Annotated in this window: 22 protein-coding genes and 1 tRNA gene; 17 read left to right on the top strand and 6 right to left on the bottom strand. The window is 69.6% G+C overall.

The window, feature by feature from the left end:
* The first annotated feature begins 68 nt into the window (after positions 1-68).
* On the top strand, positions 69-734 hold the full coding sequence (locus ABZ470_RS38685; RefSeq protein WP_362917802.1) for a WYL domain-containing protein: 666 nt from the start codon (positions 69-71) through the stop codon (positions 732-734).
* Here the strand turns inward: ABZ470_RS38685 and ABZ470_RS38690 are convergent.
* Complete coding sequence (locus tag ABZ470_RS38690) at positions 720-1,253, bottom strand: MarR family transcriptional regulator (RefSeq protein ID WP_362917804.1); 534 nt, start codon at positions 1,251-1,253, stop codon at positions 720-722. The two genes, ABZ470_RS38685 and ABZ470_RS38690, sit on opposite strands and share 15 nt — an antisense overlap.
* 76 nt (positions 1,254-1,329) lie before the next feature.
* Between ABZ470_RS38690 and ABZ470_RS38695 the strand changes: the two genes are divergently transcribed.
* Positions 1,330-2,592: an amidohydrolase family protein gene (locus ABZ470_RS38695; RefSeq protein ID WP_362917806.1), complete on the top strand. Its 1,263-nt coding sequence runs from the start codon at positions 1,330-1,332 to the stop codon at positions 2,590-2,592.
* Positions 2,593-2,632: 40 nt separating this feature from the next.
* Here the strand turns inward: ABZ470_RS38695 and ABZ470_RS38700 are convergent, their stop codons facing one another.
* From ABZ470_RS38700 to aceE, 3 genes are all read right to left on the bottom strand, one after another.
* Positions 2,633-2,941, bottom strand: coding sequence for a metalloregulator ArsR/SmtB family transcription factor (locus ABZ470_RS38700; RefSeq protein ID WP_352016388.1), 309 nt, complete (start codon positions 2,939-2,941; stop codon positions 2,633-2,635).
* 134 nt (positions 2,942-3,075) lie between these two features.
* Positions 3,076-4,662, bottom strand: coding sequence for an alpha/beta fold hydrolase (locus tag ABZ470_RS38705; protein ID WP_362917808.1), 1,587 nt, complete (start codon positions 4,660-4,662; stop codon positions 3,076-3,078).
* A gap of 100 nt (positions 4,663-4,762) precedes the next feature.
* On the bottom strand, positions 4,763-7,510 hold the full coding sequence (gene aceE / locus ABZ470_RS38710) for a pyruvate dehydrogenase (acetyl-transferring), homodimeric type (RefSeq protein WP_352016390.1): 2,748 nt from the start codon (positions 7,508-7,510) through the stop codon (positions 4,763-4,765).
* Between the two features lie 324 nt (positions 7,511-7,834).
* On the opposite strand from aceE, the gene ABZ470_RS38715 reads away from it, so the two are divergent.
* The 7 genes from ABZ470_RS38715 to ABZ470_RS38745 all read left to right on the top strand — a co-directional run bounded on the left by ABZ470_RS38715 (position 7,835) and on the right by ABZ470_RS38745 (position 11,392).
* Positions 7,835-8,242 (top strand): secondary thiamine-phosphate synthase enzyme YjbQ, encoded by a 408-nt coding sequence (locus ABZ470_RS38715; RefSeq protein ID WP_352016391.1) that lies wholly within the window; start codon positions 7,835-7,837, stop codon positions 8,240-8,242.
* A gap of 123 nt (positions 8,243-8,365) precedes the next feature.
* A complete protein-coding gene (locus ABZ470_RS38720; protein WP_352016392.1) occupies positions 8,366-8,794 on the top strand; it encodes a DUF3052 domain-containing protein in 429 nt (142 codons plus the stop codon).
* An 83-nt stretch (positions 8,795-8,877) separates the two neighbouring features.
* Positions 8,878-9,336, top strand: coding sequence for a peroxiredoxin (locus ABZ470_RS38725; protein WP_362917810.1), 459 nt, complete (start codon positions 8,878-8,880; stop codon positions 9,334-9,336).
* 58 nt (positions 9,337-9,394) lie between these two features.
* Complete coding sequence (locus ABZ470_RS38730) at positions 9,395-9,718, top strand: hypothetical protein (RefSeq protein ID WP_352016394.1); 324 nt, start codon at positions 9,395-9,397, stop codon at positions 9,716-9,718.
* A 111-nt stretch (positions 9,719-9,829) separates the two neighbouring features.
* Positions 9,830-10,777: an ROK family protein gene (locus ABZ470_RS38735; RefSeq protein WP_362917812.1), complete on the top strand. Its 948-nt coding sequence runs from the start codon at positions 9,830-9,832 to the stop codon at positions 10,775-10,777.
* A 34-nt stretch (positions 10,778-10,811) separates the two neighbouring features.
* Positions 10,812-10,883: transfer RNA gene (locus tag ABZ470_RS38740), tRNA-Val, on the top strand.
* Between the two features lie 239 nt (positions 10,884-11,122).
* Positions 11,123-11,392, top strand: a complete 270-nt coding sequence (locus ABZ470_RS38745; protein ID WP_362781862.1) for a DUF6343 family protein — start codon at positions 11,123-11,125, stop codon at positions 11,390-11,392.
* 25 nt (positions 11,393-11,417) lie between these two features.
* Here ABZ470_RS38745 and ABZ470_RS38750 read toward each other — a convergent pair whose 3' ends face one another.
* Positions 11,418-13,013, bottom strand: a complete 1,596-nt coding sequence (locus ABZ470_RS38750) for a M4 family metallopeptidase (RefSeq protein WP_362917814.1) — start codon at positions 13,011-13,013, stop codon at positions 11,418-11,420.
* Positions 13,014-13,437: 424 nt separating this feature from the next.
* Here ABZ470_RS38750 and ABZ470_RS38755 point away from each other — a divergent pair, with 424 nt between their 5' ends.
* From ABZ470_RS38755 to ABZ470_RS38780, 6 genes are all read left to right on the top strand, one after another.
* On the top strand, positions 13,438-14,271 hold the full coding sequence (locus tag ABZ470_RS38755; protein WP_362917816.1) for a hypothetical protein: 834 nt from the start codon (positions 13,438-13,440) through the stop codon (positions 14,269-14,271).
* Between the two features lie 140 nt (positions 14,272-14,411).
* Positions 14,412-15,422 carry an RNA polymerase subunit sigma-70 gene (locus ABZ470_RS38760; protein ID WP_362917818.1) on the top strand — a complete coding sequence of 337 codons (1,011 nt, stop codon included), beginning with the start codon at positions 14,412-14,414 and terminating at the stop codon, positions 15,420-15,422.
* Between the two features lie 72 nt (positions 15,423-15,494).
* A complete protein-coding gene (locus ABZ470_RS38765; protein WP_362917820.1) occupies positions 15,495-16,601 on the top strand; it encodes a serine hydrolase domain-containing protein in 1,107 nt (368 codons plus the stop codon).
* 60 nt (positions 16,602-16,661) lie between these two features.
* Positions 16,662-18,623 (top strand): DNA helicase RecQ, encoded by a 1,962-nt coding sequence (recQ, locus tag ABZ470_RS38770; protein WP_362917822.1) that lies wholly within the window; start codon positions 16,662-16,664, stop codon positions 18,621-18,623.
* Positions 18,624-18,844: 221 nt separating this feature from the next.
* Positions 18,845-20,416, top strand: a complete 1,572-nt coding sequence (locus ABZ470_RS38775) for a glycosyl hydrolase family 18 protein (protein ID WP_362917824.1) — start codon at positions 18,845-18,847, stop codon at positions 20,414-20,416.
* A 236-nt stretch (positions 20,417-20,652) separates the two neighbouring features.
* A complete protein-coding gene (locus tag ABZ470_RS38780; RefSeq protein WP_352016139.1) occupies positions 20,653-21,900 on the top strand; it encodes a hypothetical protein in 1,248 nt (415 codons plus the stop codon).
* A gap of 21 nt (positions 21,901-21,921) precedes the next feature.
* Here the strand turns inward: ABZ470_RS38780 and ABZ470_RS38785 are convergent, their stop codons facing one another.
* On the bottom strand, positions 21,922-22,803 hold the full coding sequence (locus tag ABZ470_RS38785; RefSeq protein ID WP_362917826.1) for an NAD(+)/NADH kinase: 882 nt from the start codon (positions 22,801-22,803) through the stop codon (positions 21,922-21,924).
* Between the two features lie 376 nt (positions 22,804-23,179).
* On the opposite strand from ABZ470_RS38785, the gene ABZ470_RS38790 reads away from it, so the two are divergent.
* Both ABZ470_RS38790 and ABZ470_RS38795 read left to right on the top strand, forming a co-directional pair.
* Complete coding sequence (locus tag ABZ470_RS38790) at positions 23,180-24,565, top strand: family 2B encapsulin nanocompartment shell protein (RefSeq protein WP_352016141.1); 1,386 nt, start codon at positions 23,180-23,182, stop codon at positions 24,563-24,565.
* Between the two features lie 270 nt (positions 24,566-24,835).
* Entirely contained in the window at positions 24,836-26,005 is a 1,170-nt protein-coding gene (locus ABZ470_RS38795; RefSeq protein ID WP_362917828.1) for a family 2 encapsulin nanocompartment cargo protein polyprenyl transferase, read from the top strand.
* Positions 26,006-26,197: the final 192 nt, after the last annotated feature.

The following is a 26,197-nucleotide window of genomic DNA, read 5'->3' on the forward strand; positions in this document are numbered from 1 at the left end:
TGTGTTCAACTGCCCAACTGGGGCGGGAAAAGTGGGGAGTGTCGGTATCGACGCGTAACGTGACAAGTGTGAACCGTACCGACCGGCTGCACGCTCTGCTCGGGGAACTCCGCGCCGCCTCGCCCGAGGCCCTGCCGGTGGGCGAGCTCGCCGCCAGGCTCGGGGTGAGCGCCCGTACGGTCGAACGTGACGTCTCCGACCTGCGAAGATCCGGTGTGCCGGTGCGCGCGCGGACGGACGGGGACGGTGGCTACCTTCTCGGTGAGGGCATGACCCTGGGTCCGCTCGGCCTGACCCGGGAGGAGGCGGCGGCGGTCGTGGACGCGCTCTCCCGGGAGGGGGAGGGGCCGGCCCGGGACGCCCTGCGCAAGCTGGAGGCCGCGCTGCCCGCGCAGGGGGCGCGGGAGCCGGTCGTACGGCCGGGCGCGGCCGCCGAGGCGGAGCCGTATCCCCGGGTTTCGGCGGTGGTCGAGCGGGCGCTGCTGCACGGGCGGGTGCTCAGGATCGAGTACGAGGACCGGCGCGGACGGGTGAGCGTCCGCGAGGTCGAACCGACGGTCCTGGTCGGCGGGCGTGGCGGGCACTGGTATCTCGTGGGTGTGTGCAGGCTCAGGCAGGACGTCCGCGCCTTCAGGCTCGACCGGGTCGGCAGGGCCGAGGAGACCGGTGAGGCGGCGCCCGGGCACCCGGCCGACTGGGCCGAGGGTCTGGGATGGGGGTCAACCCCGGCGTGAGGCGCCCGCCCGGTCGCCGAGCGTGAGAAGCACCTCGCGTAGCAGGTCGGCCAGGGTCCGCGCGCTCTCCTCGGAGACGCCCGCCAGGAGGTTGTCGTGCGCCTCGGTCGTGGCCAGGGCGAGCTCCTCGGCCCGCCGGACGCCCAGCGGCGTCAGGCACACCCAGGAGCTGCGGCCGTCCGCCGGGTCCGGCTCGCGCTCGACGAGCCCGGCGGCGGTCAGCCGCTGCAGGATGTTGCTCGTCCCGCCGGTGGTCAGCGAGGAACGGGAGGCGAGCATGCTGGGCTTGAGGCGATGGGGGGCGCCCGCCCGGCGCAACGTCGCCAGCACGTCGAACTCGGCGTAGGTCAGGCCGTACTCGCCGAGCACGGTCTGGGTGACCTCCTCGACCATGGACTTCAGCCGCCCGACACGCTTGACGATCTCCAGGTGGACGGTCGCGGCCTCGGGCAGCTCCGTTCGCCACCCCTCCATCATCTCGTCGACGTGGTCCCGTCCGGCGCTGTCTCCCGGTGCCATGGATTGAGGATAGCTCTCTCCCCTGATAGCTTTTGAGAAAGCTTTTCCGATTGCTTTCTTGGTAGGGAGATGTTCCATGCGCATGCTCATCGCCGGCGGAACCGTCGTCGACACCGACCCCGAGGTGCGCGTCCTGCCCGACGCGGACGTCCTCATCGAGGACGGGGTGATAGCCGCCGTCGGGGCGAACCTGGCAGCGGAGGACGCCCAGGTCCTCGACGCGGCGGGCATGATCGTGCTGCCCGGCCTCGTCGACACGCACCGGCACATGTGGCAGAGCGCCCTGCGTTCGATCGCGGCCGACACCACGCTGGGGGACTACCTCGACCTCGTTCTGGGCAGGCTCGGCCCCGTGTTCCTGGCCGAGGACGTCCACGCGGCCAACCTGTGGGGCGCGCTTGAGGCGCTCGACTCCGGGACCACCACCGTCTACGACTGGTCGCACATCCAGATCACCCCCGGTCACACCGACGCCGCGCTCGACGCCCTGGCCGGGTCGGGAATCCGCTGCGTCTTCGGCTACGCCCCTCCCGGAGGCGGGAGCGACCCGCGCCGGCGGGCGGAGGTACGGCGGATCGCCGGGCTGAGCCTGCCCGCCCTGGTGACCCCGGCCCTGGCGGCGCTCGGGCCCGTCTACGGCCCCGCGGAGGCGGCCAGGGCCGACTGGCTGCTGGCCCGCGAACTCGGCCTCCAGATCAGTGTGCACGCCACCGGGACCGGGACCGTCGAGTGGCTGCACCGCGAGGGGCTCCTCGGGTCCGACGTGATGTTCGTGCACGGCAACGGCTTCACCGACGAGGCGATGGGGCTCGTCGCGGACAGCGGCGGCGTCGCCTCCGTCGCCCCGGCCGTCGAGTCCCAGATGGGGCACGGCCTGCCGGAGACAGGCAGGTTCCGCGGCTTCGGCGTCACGACCGGGCTGGGCGTCGACACGGTCACCGCAACGCCGGGCGACATGTTCGCCGTGATGCGCGCCGCGTTCGCCGCCGAGCGGGCCAGGGGAGGGTCGCTCACCGCCGCCGAGGTGCTGCGGATGGCCACCGTCGAGGGGGCCGCCGTACTCGGCATGGACGGCCTGATCGGCTCGCTGCGGCCGGGGAGGCAGGCCGACGTCGTCATGCTCCGCGCCGGGGACCTCGGCCTCGCGCCGGTCCACGACCCGGTCGGCGCCGTGGTGACCGCCGCGGGGCCGGCCAACGTGGACACCGTGATCGTGGCGGGCCGCGTCATGAAGCGGGACGGGCGGCTGCTGCGCGCCGACACGCGCGGGGCGCTCGACGCGGTGTCCCGCTCGGCGGCGCGGATCGCGCGGGCCGCGGGCACCCCGACCCCGGCCTGAAACGCCTCCGGCCTGGGACCCCGGGCGCCCGGCCGACCGCTCAGCGCAGCGCGTTCAGCACCGAGTCGAGCAGGCCGGGGAAGCGCGTGTTCAGGTCGTCACGCCGCAACCTGACCAGGCGTGAGCGGCCGTCCATGGTGGTCAGGGTGACCCCGGCCTCCCGCAGGACCCGATAGTGGTGGGACATCGTGGACTTGTGCACGTCGATGCCACTGCCGATCTCCCCGCAGTTCTCACCCTCGCTCCTGGCGAGTCTCGCCAGGATCTCAAGCCGCACCGGATCGGCCAGCGCGTGCATGACCTCGGCCAGCTTGATGTCATCCGCAGCGGGATGCCATGGCTCGCGCATCAGTTCACCCGCACCTTCACGGATCCATCCTAGTGCCGAGATAGCACAGTTGAGGGAATGTCAAACCATTTGTCACCTACAGAATCCTTCCGGTAACTCCGTAGGGGTTTTCCCGGTCGATGTCCCTTCTGGGATCACGAAGAGGGGCAGGTGGTGCCGTTCTCGGGGACCTTCCCGTCGAGCAGGTAGCCGTCGGTGACCCGCTTGACGCACGAGTCGCCGGACAGGTAGGCGCCGTGCCCCTCGCCCTTGTAGGTGACCAGCACACCGGTCTTGAGCTGGGAGACCAGCTTCGGTGCCCACTCGTACGGCGTCGCGGGGTCCCCGGTGCCGCCGACGACCACGATCGGGGCCGAGCCCGTGGCGTCCACCCGCCTTGCCTCGTCGCTGCCGGGCACGGGCCACGCCGCGCACAGGGCGCCCATTCCCGAGCCGCCGAACAGCGGGGAGATCTCCAGGGAGGCCTTCTCGGTCCTGTCGAGCTGCTCCCGGGTCGGCCGCTCGGAGGTGTCCACGCAGGTGATGGCGGGGAAGCTGCTCATGATCGTCGAGTAGGAGCCGTCGGGCATGCGGGCGTTGTAGGCGTCCGCCAGATACAGCAGGATCCGGCCGTCGCCCTTGAAGCCACGGCCGAATCCCTGTTCGAGCAGCGGCCAGGTCAGGTCGGAGTACAGCGCCGCGGCGATGCCGGTCACGGCCAGGCCCTGGGTGAGCTTGCGGTCGCCGACGGGCAGCGGGTTGATCCGCAGGTCGTCGAGGAAGGCCTTGACGTTCTTGTTCGCGCCCGCGACGTCCGGCCCCGCCTCGCACTCGCCGGGTCCCTTGATGCAGTTCCGCAGGAAGGAGTCGTAGGAGTGCTGGAAGGCGGTCGTCTGGGCCAGTGAGCGCTGCTCCAGGGTGACGCTCGGGTCGAGCGGCCCGTCGAGGATGAAGCGGTGCACCTTCTTGGGGAACAGCGTCGCGTAGACCGCGCCGAGCTGCGTGCCGTACGAGATGCCGAAGTAGTCGAGTTGCCTCTCGCCGAGGGCCGCGCGGAGCCTGTCCATGTCGCGGGCGGCGTTGACCGTGCCGACGTACGGCAGGACCTTGCCCGAGGTCCGTTCGCAGGCGTTCACGAAGGCCTTGATGGTCTCGTTCTGCCTGGTCCGCTCCGCCTGGTTGGTGGCCACGGTGTCCATGGCCAGGTAGTGGTCCATGTCCCTGTCGGTGCCGCACCTGACGCCCCCGGTGCGCTCGACCCCCCGTGGGTCGAAGCTGACCAGGTCGTATCTGGTGTTCAGGCTGCTGAAGATCTTGTACGACTGGGCCATGGTGTCGATGCCGGACGCGCCGGGACCACCGAAGTTGAACACCAGGGAGCCGAGCCGCCTGCCGGGTTCGGTCGCCTGGACGCGGATCACCGCCATGTCCAGCTTGTCACCGTCCGGTTTGCCATAGTCCAGCGGGATCTGCAGCCGTCCGCACTGGAACCTGGGGTCGGGCCGGGGGGTCGCGCCGTCCGGGCGCCTGATGTCGGTGCAGGGGCCCCAGGCGATTCCGTCGGGGTTCGCCGTGCCGGACGGTGAGCTCGTGCCGGGCGACCAGGGCGGGACCGGGCTGGGACTCGGGTCGGAGATGTTCGCCACGGCCCCGTAGCCGCCGGGCCCGTTGGCGCTGCCGCAGGCGGTCAGCGCGGCGGAAAGGGCCGTCGCCGCAGTGGCGGCGGTCAGAATTCTTCGCATTGGGCGCCCCCCTCGGGTCAGATTGTTCGCCGGGGGAAGCGATTCCACCCTAACCGGGCGAGGCCCTCCGAAGAAGGACCCGCCCGGCGGGGTGATCAGGTCACAGTCCCATGGACTGCGTGTCGTTGCTCTCGACGCCACCGGCCTCGGTGACGCCGTTCCTCAGGTGGTACTTGGCGACGGCCTCCTTCAGCACCCGCCCGTCGAGCTCGCCACGCTTGACCAGCTGGGTGAGAACGGCCAGCGTGATCGAGGCGGCGTCCACGTGGAAGTGGCGGCGCAGCGCGGAACGGGTGTCCGACAGGCCGAAGCCGTCGGTGCCGAGCGAGGCCCAGTCACCGGGGACCCACTGGGCGATCTGGTCGGGCACCGCCCGCATGTAGTCGCTGACGCCGACGAACGGCCCCTCGACCGCGGAGAGCACCTTGGTGACGTACGGCACGCGCTGCTCGGAGTCGGGGTTGAGCAGGTTGTGCTCCTCGACGGACAGCGCCTCGCGGCGCAGCTCCGTCCAGGAGGTCGCGGACCAGACCTCGGCCGCGACGCCCCACTCCTCGGCCAGCATCCGCTGGGCCTCCAGCGCCCACGGACCCGCGACACCGGAGGCCAGGATGTTGGCCTTCGGGCCGTTGGAGGCCGGGGCCGGGGCGAAGCGGTACAGACCCTTGAGCAGACCCTGGACGTCCACCCCCGCGGGCTCCGCGGGCTGGGCGTAGGGCTCGTTGTAGACGGTCAGGTAGTAGAAGATGTTCTCCGGCTGCTCGCCGTACATCCTGCGCAGGCCGTCCTGGACGATGTGGGCGACCTCGAAGGCCCACGACGGGTCGTAGGAGACCGCAGCCGGGTTCGTCGAGGCGGTCAGCGGGGTGTGGCCGTCCTCGTGCTGCAGGCCCTCGCCGTTCAGGGTGGTACGGCCCGCGGTCGCGCCGAGCAGGAAGCCCCGGCCCATCTGGTCGCCCAGCTGCCACATCTGGTCGGCGGTGCGCTGCCAGCCGAACATCGAGTAGAAGATGTAGATCGGGATCATGTGCTCGCCGTGCGTGGCGTACGCCGTGCTGACGGCGAGGGTCGAGGCCATCGACCCCGACTCGCTGATGCCCTCGTGCAGGATCTGACCCTCGGTCGACTCCTTGTAGGACAGCAGCAGCTCGCGGTCGACCGGGTCGTAGGTCTGGCCGTGCGGCGAGTAGATCTTGGCAGTCGGGAAGATCGCGTCGAGACCGAAGGTGCGGGCCTCGTCCGGGATGATCGGCACGAACCGGTGGCCGATCTCCTTGTCGCGCATCAGGTCCTTGAGCAGCCGGACGAACGCCATGGTCGTGGCGACGTTCTGTTTGCCGGAGCCCTTCTTGAGCTGCGCGTAGGCCGCGTCGCCCGGCAGGGTGATCGGCTTGGCGCGGACGACGCGCTTGGGCAGGAAGCCGCCCAGGGCCGCGCGCCGCTCCATCATGTACTGGATCTCGGGGTCGTTCTCGCCCGGGTGGAAGTAGGGCGGAAGGTCGCCTTCGAGCGCGGAGTCCGGGATCGGCAGGTAGAGCCGGTCGCGGAACTCCTTCAGGTCGGCCTTGGACATCTTCTTCATCTGGTGCGTGGCGTTACGCGCCTCGAAGTCCTTGCCGAGCGTCCAGCCCTTGATGGTCTGGGCGAGGATGACCGTCGGCTGGCCGACGTGCTCACGCGCCGCCTTGTAGGCCGCGTACACCTTGCGGTAGTCGTGGCCGCCGCGGGACAGCTTGCGGATGTCCTCGTCGGACAGGTGCTCGACCATCTTGCGCAGGCGCGGGTCGCCGCCGAAGAAGTCCTCGCGGATGTACTCGCCGCTCTCGACGGAGTAGGTCTGGAACTGGCCGTCGGGGACGGTGTTCATCTTGTTGACCAGCACGCCGTCGACGTCGGCGGCCAGCAGCGGGTCCCAGTCACGGCCCCACACGACCTTGATGACGTTCCAGCCGGCGCCCCTGAAGTAGGACTCCAGCTCCTGGATGATCTTGCCGTTGCCGCGTACCGGGCCGTCGAGGCGCTGCAGGTTGCAGTTGATGACGAAGGTGAGGTTGTCCAGCTCCTCACGGGCGGCCAGACCGATCGCGCCGAGCGACTCGGGCTCGTCCATCTCGCCGTCGCCGAGATAACACCACACGTGGCTGCGGCTGGTGTCCTTGATCTTCCGGTTCAGAAGATAGCGGTTGAACCGGGCCTGGTAGATCGCGGCGATCGGGCCGAGACCCATGGAGACCGTCGGGAACTCCCAGAAGTCCGGCATCAGGCGCGGATGAGGATAGGAGGGCAGGCCCCTGAAGCCGTGCGAGCGCTCCTGCCTGAAGGCGTCGAGCTGGGCCTCGTTGAGGCGGCCCTCAAGGAAGGCGCGGGCGTAGATGCCGGGCGCGGCGTGGCCCTGGATGAAGACCTGGTCGCCGGACTCGCCGTGGTCCTTGCCACGGAAGAAGTGGTTGAAGCCCACCTCGTACAGCGAGGCCGCGGAGGCGTAGGTGGCGATGTGCCCGCCGACGTTGGTCCGGGCGTTCGCGCGCGTCACCATGACGGCCGCGTTCCATCGGATGTATGCGCGGATTCTGCGCTCGACGTACTCGTCGCCGGGGAACCACGGCTCCCGCTCGGGAGGAATGGTGTTGATGTAGTCGGTGCTGCGCAGGCCGGGCACCCCGACCTGATGTTCGCGGGCCCGCTCCAGTAGGCGAAGCATCAGATAACGGGCACGAGTGCGACCTTCCGTCTTGACGACGTTGTCGAGCGACTCGAGCCACTCCTGGGTCTCGCTTGGGTCGACATCAGGGAGCTGGCTGGGTAGGCCGTCGCTGATAACCGAGAAACGCTGGCGTCCGGAAGCCACTGGGTCTCGCCTTCCGAGGATGGACTTTTGTCTGGTGTAGGTCGTCTTCCATCCTGGTCGCTTACCCCGGAAAGTGCATCTCTACTGACCGGTAACCAGGAAGACCCTGCTGGCAGGGGCCCATAAGTGGAGTAGACCACCGATGGTAGGACGAATTGTCCCCAAAGGGTACATGGGCCTGGGGCCGCCGTAACGGTCCGGGAGACGCGGAACACACCGTTCTTTCGAGGGATGGGCAGACGGGGACGTTCGCGCTAGGCGATACGCCCCCTTCCCGGGCGTTCGACCGTCGTCGCAGCTCAGCGTGGATCGTAGGATCGGTATGTGAGATCCATGACGATCGAGGTGGTGACGGGTTCCCGGCAGAGGGTGCACGACATCACCCAGGAATGCGAGGGCTTCGTCCGCTCGTGCGGGGGTGACGGGCTGCTGCACGTCTTCGTCCCGCACGCGACCGCCGGTGTCGCGCTGATCGAGCTCGGCTCCGGCAGTGACGACGACCTGCTCGCCGCGTTGGAGGACCTGCTCCCCGCCGACGACAGGTGGAGGCATGCGCACGGCTCGAAGGGGCATGGACGTTCACATGTCATGCCCGCTCTCATTCCGCCGTACGCGACCGTCCCGGTCCTGGCCGGACGGCTCGCGCTGGGCACCTGGCAGTCCATCGCTCTGGTGGACCTCAACGTCGACAATCGGGAACGCCAGGTCCGTTTGTCATTTTTGTCGGACTAATTCATACGTAGCCCAGTCGTTGCCGTGGCGACCGTTGACGACCGAGGGTCACAGCGTGTGGACTGTGCCGAAGCACTCTGAGCGCCGTGTAGCTGCGGGGCCATTCAAGTAGGAGGGAAAAACGTGAGCGCGACCGCTGGTCAGGCGCAGGGCGAACGCAGCCTGGCCGAACGGCTCGGTCTCAAGCAGGGTCAGGTGGTGCAGGAGGTCGGCTGGGACGAGGACGCCGACGACGATCTGCGCGACTCCATCGAGGAGCTGACCGGCAACGAGCTGGTTGATGAAGACTTCGAGGACGTCGTTGACGTCGTGCTGCTGTGGTGGCGCGACGGTGACGGCGATCTGTTCGACGCCCTGAGCGGTGTGGTGACCAATCTGAGCGACGGCGGCCAGATCTGGCTGCTCACTCCCAAAGCCGGTCGTGACGGGCATGTGGAGCCCAGCGACATCGGGGAGGACGCCACGACGGCGGGCCTGTCGCAGACGAGCAGCATCAGCGCTGCTCCCGACTGGTCGGGGACGAGGCTGGTCACACCGAAGGCGCGTCGATAGGGTTCGCCCTGCCGTACGGCTCGCGGCGAGCCGTACGGCAGGATGATGGTCCTGATTGTCATCCGATGAAAGGACCTTTGGCCATGACGGTGGATGTGGGCTCCCCGGCTCCGGACTTCGAGCTGAAGGACCAGCACGGCACCCCGGTCAAGCTTTCGGATCACCGGGGTAAAAAGGTCGTGCTGATCTTCTACCCCCTCGCGTTCAGCGGTGTCTGCCACGGCGAGCTCTGTGCCCTCCGTGACGAGTTCATCGCCAACGCGCCCGAGGACGTCCAGGTGCTCACGGTCTCGGTCGACTCCGTGTTCACCCACCGGGCCTGGGCCGACCAGGAGGGGTACACCTTCCCGCTGCTCTCCGATTTCTGGCCGCACGGGCAGGTCGCGCAGGCGTACGGTGTGTTCGACGAGGAGAAGGGCATCGCGACGCGTGGCACCTTCGTCATCGACGGCGAGGGCGTGGTCCGCTGGAGCGTCGTGAACCCCATCCCTCAGGCGCGAGACATCGCCGAGTACCTCAGGGTGCTCGCCGACCTTTCCTAAGCGGTGAGCCCGCGGGCGTCCATGTGGCGCCCGCGGTCCACGACCCTCGGAGGCGATCATGCCCTGCTTCTCCTGCGGGGCCAGGCAGACCGACCCCGTCCGCGGCGCCAGTCCGTGGAAGCGCGGGGTGCGCGGGGAGGCCCAGGTCCTCGTCTGCCCGGACTGTCAGCGTACGCACGACCTCGAACTCGACACGTGCTCCTCATGTGGCTCCGCCGCGCTCATCTGCAGGCTCGGCGAGGTCGAGTGCCGCTCCTGCGGGGCGGTGCGTCCGGCCGCGGCCGGGGAAGGAGTGCTCCCGCCCCGCCCGTCCGGCCTGTCGAAGGAACTGGCCGACGAGGTCGAGGCCGCGCTCAACCGGGTCCTGGGGCGAGTTCATTAGTGCTCATAAATCTGCTTTAAGCGCATTTGTGGGCATCTGTAGTCATGTGGCGTTATTGCCATGCACTATGGTCAGGCTCGGACCCCTTCCTTCGACCTGCTGGATGCGCGCATGAGCTCCTTCGTTGTGGCCCTTGACGTCGGTGGCACGTCCATGAAGGGAGGCGTCGTCACCCGCTCGGGCGAGATCGCCTTCAGCGAGCGGCGTGACACCCCACGTGAGAGGGGCCCGGCGGCGGTCGTCCAGTCGATCCGCTCCTTCATCGACGACCTCGCCGTCGCGGGCGGCGGCGAGCCCGCCGGGGTCGGCCTGGCCGTACCGGGGCTGGTCACCCCGCAGAAGGCGCTCTACTCGGCGAACATCGGCTGGCGCGACGTCAGCGCCGAGGACTTCGTCCCGCTCGACGTGCCGGTGATGCTCGGGCACGACGTGCGCACCGGTGGCCTCGGGGAGAGCGTTCTCGGCGCGGGCCGTGAGATCTCCGACTTCCTGTTCCTGCCCATCGGGACCGGCATCGCGGGAGCGGTCGTCCTGCACGGCGAGCCGTACGGCGGCAGCGTGGGGTGGGGCGGCGAGATCGGGCACATCCCGGTCTTCCCCGACGGGGAGCCCTGCGCCTGCGGCCAGATCGGCTGCCTGGAGACCTACGCCTCCGCCTCGGCCATCGGCCGCCGCTACTCGGCCAGGTCCGGTTCGCAGACGACCGCCAAGCAGGTGGCCGCGCTGATCGCCTCGGGCGACCCGGTGGCGGTCGCGGTGTGGGACGACGCCGTCGAGGCGCTGTCCCTGGCCCTGGCCACCTACACCCTCCTGCTCGACCCCGAGGCGATCGTCCTCGGCGGCGGCCTGGCCGAATCCGGGGACCTGCTGGCCGTACCGCTGGCCGAACGGCTCGGCAAACGCCTGGCCTTCCGCGCCGCGCCCCCGCTGCGCTCGGCCACCCTCGGGGTCAACGCGGGCATGCTCGGCGCGGCCCTGCTCGGCTGGCGCGCGGCCGGGTGGGCTGAGGCGGGCACCACGTGGTCGCTTGATGTGCTGAAGTCCCCTCCGGTGGCGTAAGGTGTTATCCCGTCCATCCGGACGGGATTTCCCGGGGCGCTTAGCTCAGCGGTAGAGCGCTCGCCTTACAAGCGAGATGTCACTGGTTCGAACCCAGTAGTGCCCACAGCGAGACCCTGACCCGCACCAAGGGTCAGGGTCTTTTCATTGACGTCGTCTGGCGCCTTGGCCACATCGCTCATGCACCACTCGCCTGCCGGACGTCGTTCTCCTAGGGCGAGCCGCCATGGCCCCTTGACTCCTGGCGGTGTGGGTAGGAGGGACAAGAGGGGGAAGGGCCTTTTTGACCGTTCCGTCGTGTTCTGGGGTTGACGGGGCGAGGCGATCCGAAGAGGTCCAGCCGTCATGAGGAAAGAACCCGAAGCCAGACCGAGCAGGATCTGGTCGGAGATCTCCCCGACCGGGGAACGGCCGCGCAGCGCGCTCAACCTGAGGATGGCGCTGGCGACCTTCGGGCTGGTCGTCTGCGGGGTGTTCGCGTTCCTGGCCGGTACGGCGGGGCTGACCTGGCCGACGATCGTGCTGGCCGTGCTGGCGTTGGTCGCGCTGATCGACCTGGTCGTGGTGGCCCGCCGCCGCCACCGGCGCGGCGACGGGCACACCCTGTTCGAATGATCGGCGTTCGAACGGCCGGCGGATGTCAGAGGCAGCCGGGCTCGCCACGCTGGGCGGGGACGGAGATGGCGGTCCAGGCGGCCTTGGTCGCGTTGTACTCGGCGCAGCTCTTCGGATAGAGAGCCTTGGCGGCTCTGAGGGTCGCCATGCGCGCCTTGGCGTAGGTCCAGGGAGCGGTCTTGTACTGCAGGCCGCTGTAGAAGATCTCCGTGGCCTTGCGGATGCCGATGCCGGTCAGCGGGGTCGGGCCGCCGCAGACCGGGCTCGGGGGGCCGTTCTGCGGGCTGGTCCCCTCGGCGAGCAGGTAGAACCAGTGATCCTGCGGCCCGGGACTCGTGGAGAGCGCGGTGTAGCAGTTGGGCTCGCCCTGCAGGGAGGGGTTGTACATGTTGTGGACCGCCTCAGGGCCGAAGCCCAGATCCTCGCCGATCAGGTAGTTGGGCGGGTCCAGGGGCGGCGCGTGGTTGACGTAGTGCTCGGTCGCCGCGCCGAAGATGTCGCCTGACGACTCGCTGAGGGACAGGGCCTCGGGGGTGCCGCCGTCGTCGGAGCCCGAGTGCTGGTAGACGGCGTGGCCGTACTCGTGCCCGACCAGATCGAGCGAGGCGGCCTGCCGGGTGTTGGACTGGTTGTGGCCCAGGGAGATATATGAGCCGTTCCAGTAGGCGTTGACCTGGTTGAGACCGACGCGCGCAGGGAAGGCGTGACCTGCGCCGTCGAGGCCGTCACGTCCCAGCCAGGTACGCAGCATGTCCCATTCCTTCTGCGCCGCGAACAGCACGTCGACGCAGGCCGTCTCCAGGTTGGTGCCCGTCCCGTTGCCCCAGGTGTCGACGGACTTGGAGTAGGGGGTGCCGTTCTGGCCGCCGCAGGCCAGCCCGGGGCGGGTCGGGTCCCGCATGACGAAGGAGCCGCCCGAGCCCGTGGTCTGGATGGTCACCGGGTTGCCGTTGTAGAAGCTGTTGCCGAGACCGTACCTGACCTGGTCGTGGGTGCCGATGACACTCGCGTCGAGCGCGTCGACGAAGACGCGCAGCACCTCGGGGGCCTGTTCCGTGCCGCCGGTGACGGCCACCTCCCAGGCGAGCCGGGGACGCGTGGTCGTGGCGTGGATCAGCAGGCGGGGCGTGCCCACCTCGCGTACGGCCCTGCCCTGGGCCCTGGCGACGGAGGCCGCGTCACCGGCGCTGATCCCGGCCACGGTGCCGACGCCCTCCAGAGAGACCTGCTGGCCGGTGGTCACGGGGCCGACGGTGGTGCCGCCGCTGTCGGCGGAGGCGATCACGTCGCCGCCGTACACCGGCAGCCCGTGGTGGGTGCGCCGGTACAGCAGGTACTGCAGGCCCCGCACACCGGATGTGATCACGGGAGGCTCGAAGGCGTCTCCCGGCCCCACGCGCAGTTCCCCGGCCCGCTCCGCCAGGATCCTCGCCACGCCCGAGGCCGCGCGTTCACGGGCCTCGGCTCCGGGCGGCGCGAACGCGGACGGGGCCTGCGCGTCGCTCGATCGGGCGTCGGGCGCGGCCCGCGCGGGAAGACCGGCCAACGCCGACGTGCCCATGGCGACGACCGTCACGAAAGCGGTCGCTCCCACCTTGACTTTGGGGGCTCTAGGGTTCATTCGCTGTGACTCCTTGTCCGCAAGGAGCCGTGGCCGGCCAGGGCTGCCCCAACGGTGACATCGGTTGCCGAAGAGCAGAACCCCATGAATTCCCATATTTTTGTCGTATAGCCGACCCCGGAAAAAGGGTGGCCGAATTATGGGAAGCGGCTCGTGTGAAACATGGGCGCACCGCCCCCGTCGAGCATGCCACGCTCCGGCCTCCCGTTGGAGGAAGTTCTGATTTCCTGATTTATCAATATTTTGCATGAGTGGGATGACCTGGGAGAACGCTGGGTTCGGAGGGTCGATTGGGATTTGGGGCGATATGAGCGGATGAGAGAGGGAAGTCTCCTCACGCCTCATCGGGGAAGGCCGTGCTCCGCCGTGCCCGTCCCCGGTGGGGCCGGTGGAAGCACTTCCCGTCAAGTCCGATGGAGGACACGTGAAGCCAACGAACGATGACAGACCAGATGAGACACGGCGGCGCGTTCCGCGCTCGCTGAGCCTCGCGGCCGCCGTCGTGCTGGTGGCGTCGGGGGGCGTCGGGGGAGCCGTGGCCTCGGCGTCGCCCGCCCCCGCTCCCACGGGGCCGGAGACGCCGACGCCCACGGCGACCCAGCCTCTTCCGACCGACATCCCCACCTCGACTCCGACTCTGACTCCGACGCCACCCCCGCCCCCGTCTCCGACCCCGACCAGCCTCCCGACCGCCGCCCCGGCGCCCAAGGTCCCCCGGGTGGCCTTCCCGCAGGTCCTGCACGGGGAGTTCGTCCTGCCGGCGAAGGACGGCTGCGGATTCACGGTGCTCTCCCAGACGGGAGAGGCGACCACGCTGACGGAGGACTCGGTCACCGTGCGGAGCCAGGACGGCTTCGAGAAGGTGTACGCGATCGACGACTCCACCAAGGTCTACGCGGGCAGGCGGGGCAACGAAATCAGGCAGGGGGACTGGATTTCGGTGACCGCGACGGCCACGGGTGAGACGGCCACGGCCGCCCACGTCTTCGACCTGTCACGGCCGAGCAGGAAGCTCTGGCGTGGGAACTGGTGGTCGTCTCCGCTGTGGCGGCTGGGCGACAGGCGGCACACCCCCGCCCTCTGCCCGACGCCGACGGCGTCTCCCACGGCGCTCCCGACGGAGACGCCCCCCGCGCCTCCCACTGAGACGCCTACTGAGACACCCACGGACCTTCCGACCACCCCCGGCCCCGAGCCGACCGCCACGGTGACGGAGCCTCCGCTCCCGCAGTCCCCGATCCCCGCGCCCGGATCCTGATCCCGGCTCCCCGGCCCCGGAAGGCTCCCTAAATCCGGAAGCTCTCTGGCTCCGGAAGCTCTCCGGGCTCGGAAAGGGAAGCCACGACGGCCGCGGCGGCGGTTCCGCCGCTGCCGTCGTGGCCGCCTAGAATCCCGCTCATGACCGGCACCGGTGCTCCCATGGCCCCCGGCCCGAGAGGCCTGACGACGACGGGGGCGGACGGCTTCGCCGAGCGGATGCAGGAGCACCGGCGTGAACTGCACGTGCACTGCTACCGCATGCTCGGCTCCTTCGACGATGCCGAGGACCTGGTGCAGGAGACGTTCCTGCGGGCCTGGCGCGGGCGTGGGACGCTCCGTGAGGAGAGCGGGCTGCGCGCCTGGCTGTACCGGATCGCGACCAACGTCTGCCTGGACCACCTCAGGGCGCATCCGCGACACCCGCAGCCGCGCCCCGCACCCGCGATCGAGGCGGATCCGGGGCTTGAGCCGCCCGTCTCGGGCGCCGTGCCGTGGCTGCAGCCCTATCCCGACACGCTGCTGGACGCGGCCGAGGAGGTCGTGGACCGCGAGACGATCGAGCTGGCCTTCCTCGTCGCGATCCAGCACCTGCCGCCCAGGCAGCGGGCGGTGCTGATCCTGCGTGACGTGCTCGGCTGGTCGGCGCAGGAGACCGCGGTCTCGCTTGAGCTGACCGTCGCGGCGGTCAAGAGCGCCCTGCAGCGTGCCAGGCCGGTGCTCAGGGAGCACCTGCCCGCACGGCGCCTCGACTGGACCGCCCCCGCCAAGTCGGCACCGGAGGACCAGGCGGTTCTGCGGCGCTACGTCGAGGCCCTGGAGAAGGCCGACCCGTCCGCCCTGGCCGAGGTGCTGAGGGCCGACGTGTGGCAGACGATGCCGCCCGCCCCGATCTGGCTGCTCGGCCGTACGGCCTTTCTGGCGTCGTGGACGCCCGCGATGGTCGGCCCGGAGGCATGGGGCGACTGGCGGGTGGTCGCCACCCGGGCCAACCGGCAGCCTGCCGCCGCCGCGTATCTCCGCAGACCGGGCGAGACGGTCTTCTCGCCCTCCTGGATGGGCGTCCTGCGTGTCGAGGACGGCCTGGTCACCCAGATCACCACCTACGGGGACGAGGTCTTCCCCAGGTTCGGCCTACCGTCCTCGCTCTGACCCGGGGAGGGGACCGATTCCTTTTTCGCGCGGCCCTCGTCATACGGGGGAGCAATCGAGGAAGGAACAACCATGACCGATCTTCAGCGGGACGTGCAGGCCGTCGCGGACGAACTCGTCGAGTCGGGGGCCGAGCGCGGTGTGCAGGTCGCCGTCTACCGCCACGGCGAACTCCTGGCCGACGTCGTCTCCGGTGTGGCCGACCCGCAGACCGGCCGTCTCCTCACCCCGGACACCCCGGTCTACGCCACCTCGACGGGCAAGGGGGTGACCGCGACGCTCGTGCACGTGCTGGCCGAGCGCGGGGTCGTCGACTACGACACCCCGATCGCGGACGTGTGGCCCGAGTTCGCCGCCCACGGCAAGGAGAAGGCGACCGTACGGCACGCCCTGACGCACGCGACCGGTGTCCCCGGGGTGCCGGTCGGCACCACACCGGAGGACCTGTGCGACTGGGACCGGATGTGCGCGGCCGTCGCCGGCGCCACCCCGTGGTGGGAGCCGGGAACCAGGTCGGGCTACCACCCACAGACCTACGGCTACATCCTCGGTGAGGTCGTGCGCCGGGTCACGGGAAAGCCCGTCTCACAGGTGCTCCGCGAGGAGCTCACGGAACCGCTCGGGGTGGCCGGCGAGCTGTTCTTCGGCGTTCCCGCCTCCGAGCTGGGCAGGCTGGCCAGGATCGAGGAGGCGGGACCCCCGATGGAGCTGCCCGCCGAGACACTGGCCCAGATCCCGTTCTTCAGGGTGGTCGACGGTTACACGGCGGCGCCCCTCGCCGCGGTGCCCGACGCGGCCTTCAGCAACCGGGCCGACGTGCTGAGCTCCGACATCCCCGCAGGGGCCACGATGACGGCCCGCGCGGTCGCCCGTATGTACGACGCGCTACTCGGCGGGGAGCTGGTCTCCCCGCAGCGGCTCCGCGAGCTGTCATCCCCGGCGACGACGGGCGTGGACGAGGTGACCGGCGCCCCGGCCAGCTGGGGGCTGGGCTACTCGATCGGCCTGACCCCGGCCGTGGCCGCGCCGACGCTGTTCGGAATGGCGGGCAGCGGAGGGACCGCGGCCTTCGCCGACACCGCGACGGGCCTCAGCGTCGGCGTGATGAAGAACCGGATCTCGGCCGGTGACTTCGGCGCCGTCGAACGGATCGCCACGGTCGTCCTCGGGCACGCCTGACCGAGGGGCCGTTCTCCGGTTCCCACCGGTGTGGGCACTGTGTCCTCATACAATGGCGCGGTGCCCACCTCCGAGAACGGTCCTGACCATCACCCGCAGGACGAGGCCTGGGAGAGCGAGGCGGCACAGACGCTGCGGCGTGTCTTCGGGTACGCCTCGTTCCGGCAGGGGCAGCAGGAGATCATCGAGCACGTCGTCGGGGGTGGCGACGCCCTCGTGCTGATGCCGACCGGCGGCGGCAAGTCCCTGTGCTACCAGATCCCCGCCCTCGTACGGCAGGGCGTCGGCGTCGTCGTCTCGCCGCTCATCGCGCTCATGCAGGACCAGGTCGACGCCCTGACGGCCCTCGGGGTGCGGGCGGGTTTCCTCAACTCCACGCAGGACTTCGACGAACGCGCCGCGGTCGAGTCGGCCTTCCTGGCGGGCGAACTCGACCTGCTCTACCTGGCGCCGGAGCGCCTGCGGGTCGAGACGACGCTGAGGCTGCTCGACCGGGGCAAGATCTCGTTGTTCGCCATCGACGAGGCGCACTGCGTGGCCCAGTGGGGGCACGACTTCCGGCCCGACTACCTGGCCCTGTCCACGCTGCACGAGCGCTGGCCCGACGTGCCCCGCATCGCGCTGACCGCGACCGCGACCCCGGCGACCCACGCCGAGATCGCCTCCCGGCTGAACCTCGGTCAGGCCCGCCACTTCGTGGCGAGCTTCGACCGCCCGAACATCCAGTACCGCATCGAGCCGAAGAACGAGCCGAGGCGGCAGTTGCTGCGGCTCATCCGCACCGAGCACCCCGGTGACGCGGGCATCGTCTACTGCCTGTCGCGGTCCTCCGTCGAGAAGATCGCCGAGTTCCTGACGGACAACGGCGTCCAGGCGCTGCCGTACCACGCCGGGCTCGACGCGCGGACCAGGGCGGAGAACCAGGCGCGCTTCCTGCGGGAGGACGGCCTGGTCATGGTCGCGACCATCGCCTTCGGGATGGGCATCGACAAGCCGGACGTGCGTTTCGTCGCCCATCTCGACCTGCCCAAGTCGGTCGAGGGCTACTACCAGGAGACCGGCAGGGCCGGGCGGGACGGCCTGCCCTCGACCGCCTGGCTGGCCTACGGCCTGCAGGACGTCGTGCAGCAGCGCAAACTGATCGACACCTCGGAGGGTGACGACGCGCACCGCAGGCGCCTGGGCACCCACCTTGAGGCGATGCTGGCGCTCTGCGAGACCGTGCAGTGCCGCAGGGTGCGCCTGCTCGACTACTTCGGCCAGCGAGGCGAGCCGTGCGGCAACTGCGACACCTGCCTGTCGCCGCCCGAGGCGTGGGACGGCACGGTCGCCGCGCAGAAGGTCCTGTCCACCGTGTTCAGGCTCGTGCGGGAGCGGCGCCAGAAGTTCGGCGCCGGGCAGATCGTGGACATCCTGCTGGGCAGGCGGACGCCCAAGGTGCTCCAGCACAACCACGACTCGCTGACGGTGTTCGGCATCGGCACCGAGTTCGGCGAGGCCGAGTGGCGTGGCGTGGTACGGCAGCTGCTGGCCCAGGGGTTGCTGACGGTCGAGGGCGACTACGGCACGCTGCTGCTGACCGAGGCAAGCTCGGAGGTGCTCGGGCGCAGGCGGCAGGTCATGATGCGGCGCCAGCCCCAGCCCCAGCGGCAGACGCGGACGGAGACCGAGGGGGCACGGGGAGAGACGCGGGCCAAGGTCGCGAAGTCCCGCCGGATGACCCAGGCGGACCTGCCCGAGGAGGCGGTGCCGGTGTTCGAACGGCTTCGCGCCTGGCGTGCGGCCACGGCCAGGGAGCAGGGGGTGCCCGCGTACGTGATCTTCCACGACGCGACCCTGCGGGAGATCGCGGCCGGGACGCCGTCGAGCCTGGCGGAGCTGGGCACGGTCAGCGGTGTCGGCGAGAACAAGCTGGCCAAGTACGGCCAGGAGATCCTGGACGTCCTCGCCGGGGAGCCGGAGGAACCGGGGGAGCCGGAGGAGCCCGAGGAGGGGGAAACCGAGGGGGCGGAGGAGGCCTGACGGAGGGCACTTCACCACGGTGGGGGAACGGCTTGTCAACAGCGCCGAAATGAAGTCATCAGTGCCGAAATAGAACTTTTCGTAGACATTGGCGGAATTTGTCTCGATAATTCGGTTTCGTTGTACCTGTTGTTCGCAACCCCCACCAACGCGGCCCGTAACCCGCCGCGTCGTCAATGCCCGGCGACTTGTCGTGCCGGGCGACAGAAGGGTCACCCCCCATGAAGCGAACCCCCCGCCTACTGGCGCTGGCAGTGTCATTCCTGCTGGCAGTGGTAGGTGTCCTCATCACGCAGACGTCGGCCCAGGCGGACAACGTCGTCGTGAACCCGGACTTCGAGGCCGGCTCCGTCGCGCCGTGGTCCTGTACCGGCGGGCTCGGCTCGGTGGTCAGCACCCCGGTCCACTCCGGTAACGGCGCGCTCGCCGGTGCGGCCAGCGGCTCGGACACCGCCCAGTGCAGCCAGACCGTGACGGTCAAGCCGAACTCGACCTACGTGGTCAGCGCCTGGGTGCGCGGCAACTACGTCTACCTCGGCGTCAACGGCGGCTCCTCCACCTGGACCGCCTCCGCGTCGTCGTACACGAAGCTCAGCGTGTCCCTCACCACCGGCGCCAACCAGACCACCGCGGTGGTCTTCCTGCACGGCTGGTACGGCCAGGGCACCTACTACGTCGACGACGTCAGCGTCGACGGCCCGCCCGGACCGACGCCCACCCCGACGGTGACGCCGACCGTCACCCCGACCGTCACACCCACGGTCACCCCGACCGTGACCCCGACGGTGACCCCCACCGTCACGCCCACCGTGACCCCGACCGTCACGCCCACCGGCAGCACCTGCGCGGTGAAGTCGCGGCCCGCGGGCAAGGTCATCCAGGGCTACTGGGAGAACTGGGACGGCGCCATCAACGGCGTGCACCCGCCGTTCGGCTGGACGCCGATCAACGACCCCCGCATCAAGCAGCACGGCTACAACGTGATCAACGCCGCGTTCCCGGTCATCCTCTCCGACGGCACCGTGCTGTGGGAGGACGGGATGGACGCCACCGTCAAGGTCTCCACCCCGGCTGAGATGTGCGACGCCAAGGCCGCGGGCGCCACGATCCTGATGTCGATCGGTGGCGCGACCGCCGGCATCGACCTCAGCTCCAGCACCGTCGCCGACAAGTTCGTCGCGACCGTCGTGCCGATCCTGAAGAAGTACAACTTCGACGGCATCGACATCGACATCGAGACCGGTCTGTCGGGCAGCGGCAACATCAACCAGCTGTCGGCCTCGCAGTCCAACCTCATCCGCATCATCGACGGCGTGCTCGCCCAGATGCCCTCCAACTTCGGCCTCACGATGGCTCCCGAGACGGCCTACGTGACCGGCGGAAGCGTGACGTACGGCTCCATCTGGGGCGCCTACCTGCCGATCATCAAGAAGTACGCGGACAACGGCCGCCTGTGGTGGCTGAACATGCAGTACTACAACGGCAGCATGTACGGCTGCTCCGGTGACTCCTACTCCGCGGGCACGGTCCAGGGCTTCACCGCCCAGACCACCTGCCTGAACAACGGTCTGGTCATCCAGGGCACCACGATCAAGGTCCCCTACGACAAGCAGGTTCCCGGTCTGCCCGCGCAGGCCGGCGCCGGAGGCGGCTACATGTCTCCCTCCCTGGTCTCCCAGAGCTGGAATGCCTTCAACGGCCAGCTCAAGGGCCTGATGACCTGGTCCATCAACTGGGACGGGTCGAGGAGCTGGAGCTTCGGCGACAACGTCAAGGCACTGCAGGGCCGCTGACCGGTCCTTGAGGGCCGTCTCCGGACTTCTCGTCCGGGGGCGGCCTTTCGCCTGTTCGGGCCATCACGGCAGGGAGTGGCCTCCGGGGGGCGAGAGGCCCCACACACGCCGCGAACGTCACTCTCGTTCGATCTCGTCACGGATGTAGGCCTCTGTTTGGCGAACAAGCTGCCGACATTCTGGAATGATCGCGTTCATATCCTGTCGGAGATCGAGACTGACGGACAGTGAGTGAGATGCCCCCCATCGATGAAATCACCGCCTTCGCGTCGGATAAACCGGTCGTAACGGTCATCATCTGCGTGATCGGCCTAGCACTCCTCGGCGTGGCCTACCTCGCGGCCAGAGCCCTCTACCGGGCCGCGAACCAGTTCTTCCACCGTTACGTCGCGCCCCGTCCGGCCGAGGACATCCTCACCATCGTGGCCGCCAGCATCGCCACCGGCGTGTCCGCCCAGGGCATGTGGCGCTTCTCCGGCGACGTGCTCGGCTTCGACGGCCCGCTGAGGCTGCTGCTCTTCGCGTTCATCGAGGTCGCGGTGATCACCAGCGCGGTGCGGGCCCGCCGTAACATGCGGGAGAACTACTCCGCGGGCATCGACGGCATCGCGGTGTGGACGCTCACCGGCCTGTCGGCGGTGCTGTCCAGCATGGACGCCCGCAGTCTCGCCGAGGCCGTCTTCCGCCTGGCGGCCCCGCTGGTCGCCGCCTGGCTGTGGGAACGGGGCATGGCGATCGAACGGCACCGCATCACGGGGCGGCACCGCATCAACTGGCGGCTCACCCCCGAGCGCATGCTGGTCCGCGTCGGTCTCGCCGAGGTCAGCGACCGTACGGCCAGCGAGGTGGACGCCCACCGGCGGCTGACCAGGGTCGCGCTGGCCGCCAAGCGCGCCCGCGCCCTGCGTGAGGCGGGAGCCTCGGACAGGAAGATGCGCGGCGCGCTCACCAAGCTGGACAAGGCGATGGACCGGGCCGTCGAGCACACCGGCCTGGCGGTCGACAGCACCCGCCAGGAGGCGCTGCTGTCCCAGATCGGGGCGCTCTACAACACCTCCGCCCTGATCGACCTGACGCCGCCGGTCCCGTGGGCCCCCGAGGCCGAGGAGCCGCCGCGCCTGACGCACGCGCTGCCCGCGGCGGCGATGGACGACGACGACGAGGGCGAGGTCGAGATGCTCGACTCGCCGCCCCCTGTCGTGGACACCGCCCAGCGCGCCGCCCTGCTGCGCGCCGCCAGGGAGTACTGGGACAAGCAGATCGAGCGCAAGTTCGTCCCCAGGGCGTCCGACATCGCTCACGAGATCGGCATCTCGCTGGCCACCGCCCGTGAGTACCGCGCTCTGTGGAAGCTGGAGCCCCGCGCTCACGCGCTGATCGAGGCCGCCTTCAGGGAGCACGGGATCGTCGACACCGGCACCTTCCCGGCGATCGAGACCCAGCAGGAACGCGTCCTCACCGTCAACGGCTCATCCCATGGCTGAGAACCGGGGCGGGACCGCCGGTCACACCGGTGAGTCCCGCTCCTCGACCTCCGCGCTGCCGTTGACGCGGAGCTTGCGCCGGGCACGCTCGTAGAAGGTCGTGTCGCCGAGCCGTACGACCCAGGCGGCGGCGCGCAGCGCGGTGACGGTGAGCCGGTCTCCCGGCGCCAGATGGCCCGCGACCGCGCCGTCCACCTCGACGGCCAGCGTGCCGCTCGCCGGGAGCAGTTCCAGGGTGACCTCCTCGTCGGCGGAGAGCACCATGGCCCGGCTGAACGACGAGTGGGCGGCGGCCGGTACGACGAGGAACCCCTCGACCGTGGGGGAGACGATGGGGCCTCCCGCGGAGAAGCTGTAGGCGGTCGATCCCGTCGAGGTGGCGACGATGACGGCGTCGGCGGCGTACCGGACGAAGGGGTGCCCCTCGACGGAGACCGCGACCGCCGACAGCCCGTCACCGGGGATGCGCACCAGGGCGACGTCGTTGAACGCGGTCACCGTGCCGGTCCCCGGCAGCGAGGCCTGGACCGCCATGCGGGGCTCGACGGTGTGACGGTGGCCGTCGATGGCCGACAGCGCCCTGGGCAGCCCGTCGACGTCGATCTCGGCCAGGAAGCCCAGCCTGCCCAGGTTCACCCCGAGGACGGGGGTCGGCCGGCCCGCGATGAGGCGCATGGTGCGCAGCATGGTGCCGTCGCCGCCCAGGCTGACGAGCAGGTCCGCCCGGCCGACGAGCGTCTCGGCGTCCACCGCGACCGCGCTGCAGTCGATGCGCCCGACCTCCTCCGGCAGGCCGAGCACCGTGACGCCACGCTCACGTGCCCACCCGACGACGGTGTCGATGGCCGTCTTCGAGTCACGGCGCGGATGCAGGACCAGTCCGACCGTTTCGACCATGCCCATCTCGCCACTGTACGGCGCTGTGCGGTGCGTCACGCCGCCGCCCGCCCCGGGCGGCCTCGGTGGCCTGTAAAAGATCACTTATGTGTATACAGGGCATGTTGACTTATAGTTCAACCCAAAAATTCCGTTATAGCCGTTCGATCCGAATTTTCCGACAATGGCGATTTTTGTATTTCACCGAATGATGTTTAATGCTTGACAACCTATTTAACGAACCATCAGGATTGGAGCGCTCCGCGATGGCGGCCTGTGCCTGATCCCCCGTGTCAGGGGGTGGAATGGCGCTGCGAATTCGATCGCGGTCAATCCCCTCGCTCTCTTTTCTCTGATTCAGGTCCCCGGCCCTTTTCGATCCGACACGGATGGATGGTGTGTTGTGACGGAGCTCGATCCCGGAAGGTCGCAGCTGAGCCTCGGTACGGAGGCGGCGCGAAATCTCGCGACGACGACCAAGACGGTTCCGCAGATGCAGGAGATCTCCTCGCGGTGGCTGCTGCGCATGCTGCCGTGGGTGCAGGTCTCCGGCGGCACCTACCGGGTCAACCGGCGCCTCAGCTACACACTTGGCGACGGGCGGGTGAGCTTCACCAGCACCGGCTCCGAGGTGCGGGTCGTGCCCGCTGAGCTGCGTGAGCTGCCCTCACTGCGCGACTTCGACGACTCCGAGGTGCTGCAGGCGCTCGCCGAGCGCTTCACCCAGCGGGACTTCTCCGCCGGGGACGTTCTGGTCCAGGCGGGCCAACCCGCCGACGAGGTGGTGCTCGTCGCGCACGGCAAGGTCAACAAGGTCGGCGCGGGGCCGTACGGTGACGAGGTCGTCCTGACCGTGCTGGCCGGGGGCGACCACTTCGGCGACGAGACGCTGACCGGGCAGCGGGGCGACTGGGAGTTCACGGTCAGGGCCATCACCGCGGGCACGGTTCTGGTCCTGCCCGGGGACGCCTTCCGCGAGATCGCCGACCGTTCCGAGGCGCTCCGCGGCCACCTGCGTCAATTCGAGACGGCCCCGAAGGGCCCGCAGAACAAGTACGGCGAGGCCGCCATCGAGCTGGCCGCCGGGCACAGCGGTGAGCCCGACCTGCCGGGCACGTTCGTCGAGTACGAGCTGGCCCCCCGTGAGTACCAGCTCAGCGTCGCCCAGACCGTGCTGCGGGTGCACACCAGGGTCGCCGACCTCTACAACGACCCCATGGACCAGGTCGAGCAGCAGCTCAGGCTGACCATCGAGGCCCTGCGCGAGCGGCAGGAGCACGAGATGATCAACAACACCGAGTTCGGGTTGCTGCACAACGCCGACCTCAAGCAGCGCATCCACACCCGGACCGGCCCGCCCACCCCGGACGACCTCGACGAGCTGCTCAGTCGCCGCAGGAGGACGCAGTTCTTCCTCGCGCACCCGCGCGCCATCGCCGCCTTCGGCCAGGAGTGCACCCGCCGGGGGATCTACCCCATCGGCGCCGAGTTCGGCGGGCACACCGTCCCGGCCTGGCGAGGCGTCCCGATCTTCCCCTGCAACAAGATCCCGATCACCGGCAGCCGCACCACGTCGATCCTTGCGCTGAGGACCGGCGAGGACGACCAGGGAGTCGTCGGCCTGCACCAGACGGGCATCCCGGACGAGTACCAGCCCAGCCTGTCGGTCCGTTTCATGGGCATCAACGAGAAGGCGATTATCTCCTACCTGGTCAGCGCCTACTACTCCGTCGCGGTTCTGGTTCCCGACGCCCTCGGAATCCTGGAAGACGTCGAACTCGGGCACTGAGAACCGGACACGCGGTCTTTCGAGCTCCCGGTTTTCTTCCTGTCGTGTCCGTGGAGCCGAGAAGCTCGTCGGAGAATGGCGCTCACGCATATCGAGAAATGGGTGTGCAGGCCGGTAGCATCCGAATACGGGTGTTACCGGGCGGGCATGCTCACCCGGGACCCGCGCGCGTTCGGCGCCATGAAGGGCGGGTTTCCACGCGCACACCCACCCGGACACGCCAGATGAGGAGTTCGACCTCATGACCGACCGCTACGAGGGCGTGAAGACATGACGGCGGTTGACAGGGGCCAGACGGCGGACACCACGGCCGACATGCCAGATCTGACCGGGTCCGTCGCCGGGGAACGACCGGTGGTCACCGGGCGGCGACCGTCGGCGGGGACGGCCACCAGGCGGGACCCGGCCGCCGGACAGGCAGGAGAGGGGCGTACGGCGGGCGAGGTGCTCCGCTGGAGCCGTGACACGGTGGAGCCGGCCCTTCGCTCCGCAATCGACACGCTGCCCCCGTCGATGCGGCACATCTCCGGCTACCACTTCGGCTGGTGGGACGAGCACGGCCGACCGACCCAGGCCGACAGCGGCAAGGCGATCCGGCCCGCGCTCGTCCTGCTGGCCGCGGAGGCGGTCGGCGGAACCGCCGCCTCCGCGCTGCCCGCGGCGGTCGCCGTCGAGCTGGCGCACAACTTCTCCCTCCTGCACGACGACGTGATGGACGGCGACCGGACCCGCAGGCACAGGCCGACGGCCTGGAGTGTCTTCGGGGTCAGCCCGGCGATCCTGGCCGGAGACTCCCTGCTGGCGCTGGCCTACGACGCCCTGTCCGCGGGCGGGCATCCGGCGGTCCAGGAGGCGACCCGGATCTTCGGGGTCACGATCCAGGAACTGCTTGAGGGGCAGAGCGCGGACGTGGCCTTCGAGGGGCGCAAGGACGTCGAGCTGGCCGAGTGCCTGGCCATGGTGGCGGGCAAGACGGGCGCCCTGCTGGGGTGCGCCTGCGCGCTCGGCGCACTGTCCGGCGGCGGTACCCCGGAGCAGGTCGAACGGCTGCGCTCCTTCGGGGCCGACCTGGGACTGGCCTTCCAGCTGGTCGACGACCTGCTGGGCATCTGGGGCGACCCCGAGGTCACCGGCAAACCGGTCTACTCGGATCTGCGAAGCCGTAAGAAGTCGCTTCCCGTGGTGGCCGCGCTGGCCTCACCGACCCCCGCCGGGCGTGAGCTGGCCGGTCTCTACCACCAGGAAGACCCGCTGACCGACACCGACCTGGCCCACGCCGCCGAACTCGTCGACGCCGTCGGCGGGCGGGCCTGGAGCCAGGAGCAGGCCGACGAACTGCTGGCCGGAGCGCTGCGCCACCTGCATGAGGCGCGTCCCGTCGCGCGGGCGGCCGCCGAGCTGAGGGCACTCGCCCGGCTCGTCACCCGCCGCGACCGCTGACCCCCGGCCATACCGCTGGATGATGGTCAAGTGCGGGGTATGCCCGCCTTGACCGACGATGGCAACCTGATCGCACGTTCGTAGTCAACGCGTTCTGATCAGATTGGATCGTCGTCGTGAGGGTGGCTTTCGTCGGTAAGGGCGGCAGTGGGAAGACGACCGTGTCGGCGCTGTTCGCACGTTATGTGGCGA

It is taken from the genome of Streptosporangium sp. NPDC020072, assembly GCF_040631445.1.
In the GTDB taxonomy this organism is placed as follows: Bacteria; Actinomycetota; Actinomycetes; order Streptosporangiales; family Streptosporangiaceae; genus Streptosporangium.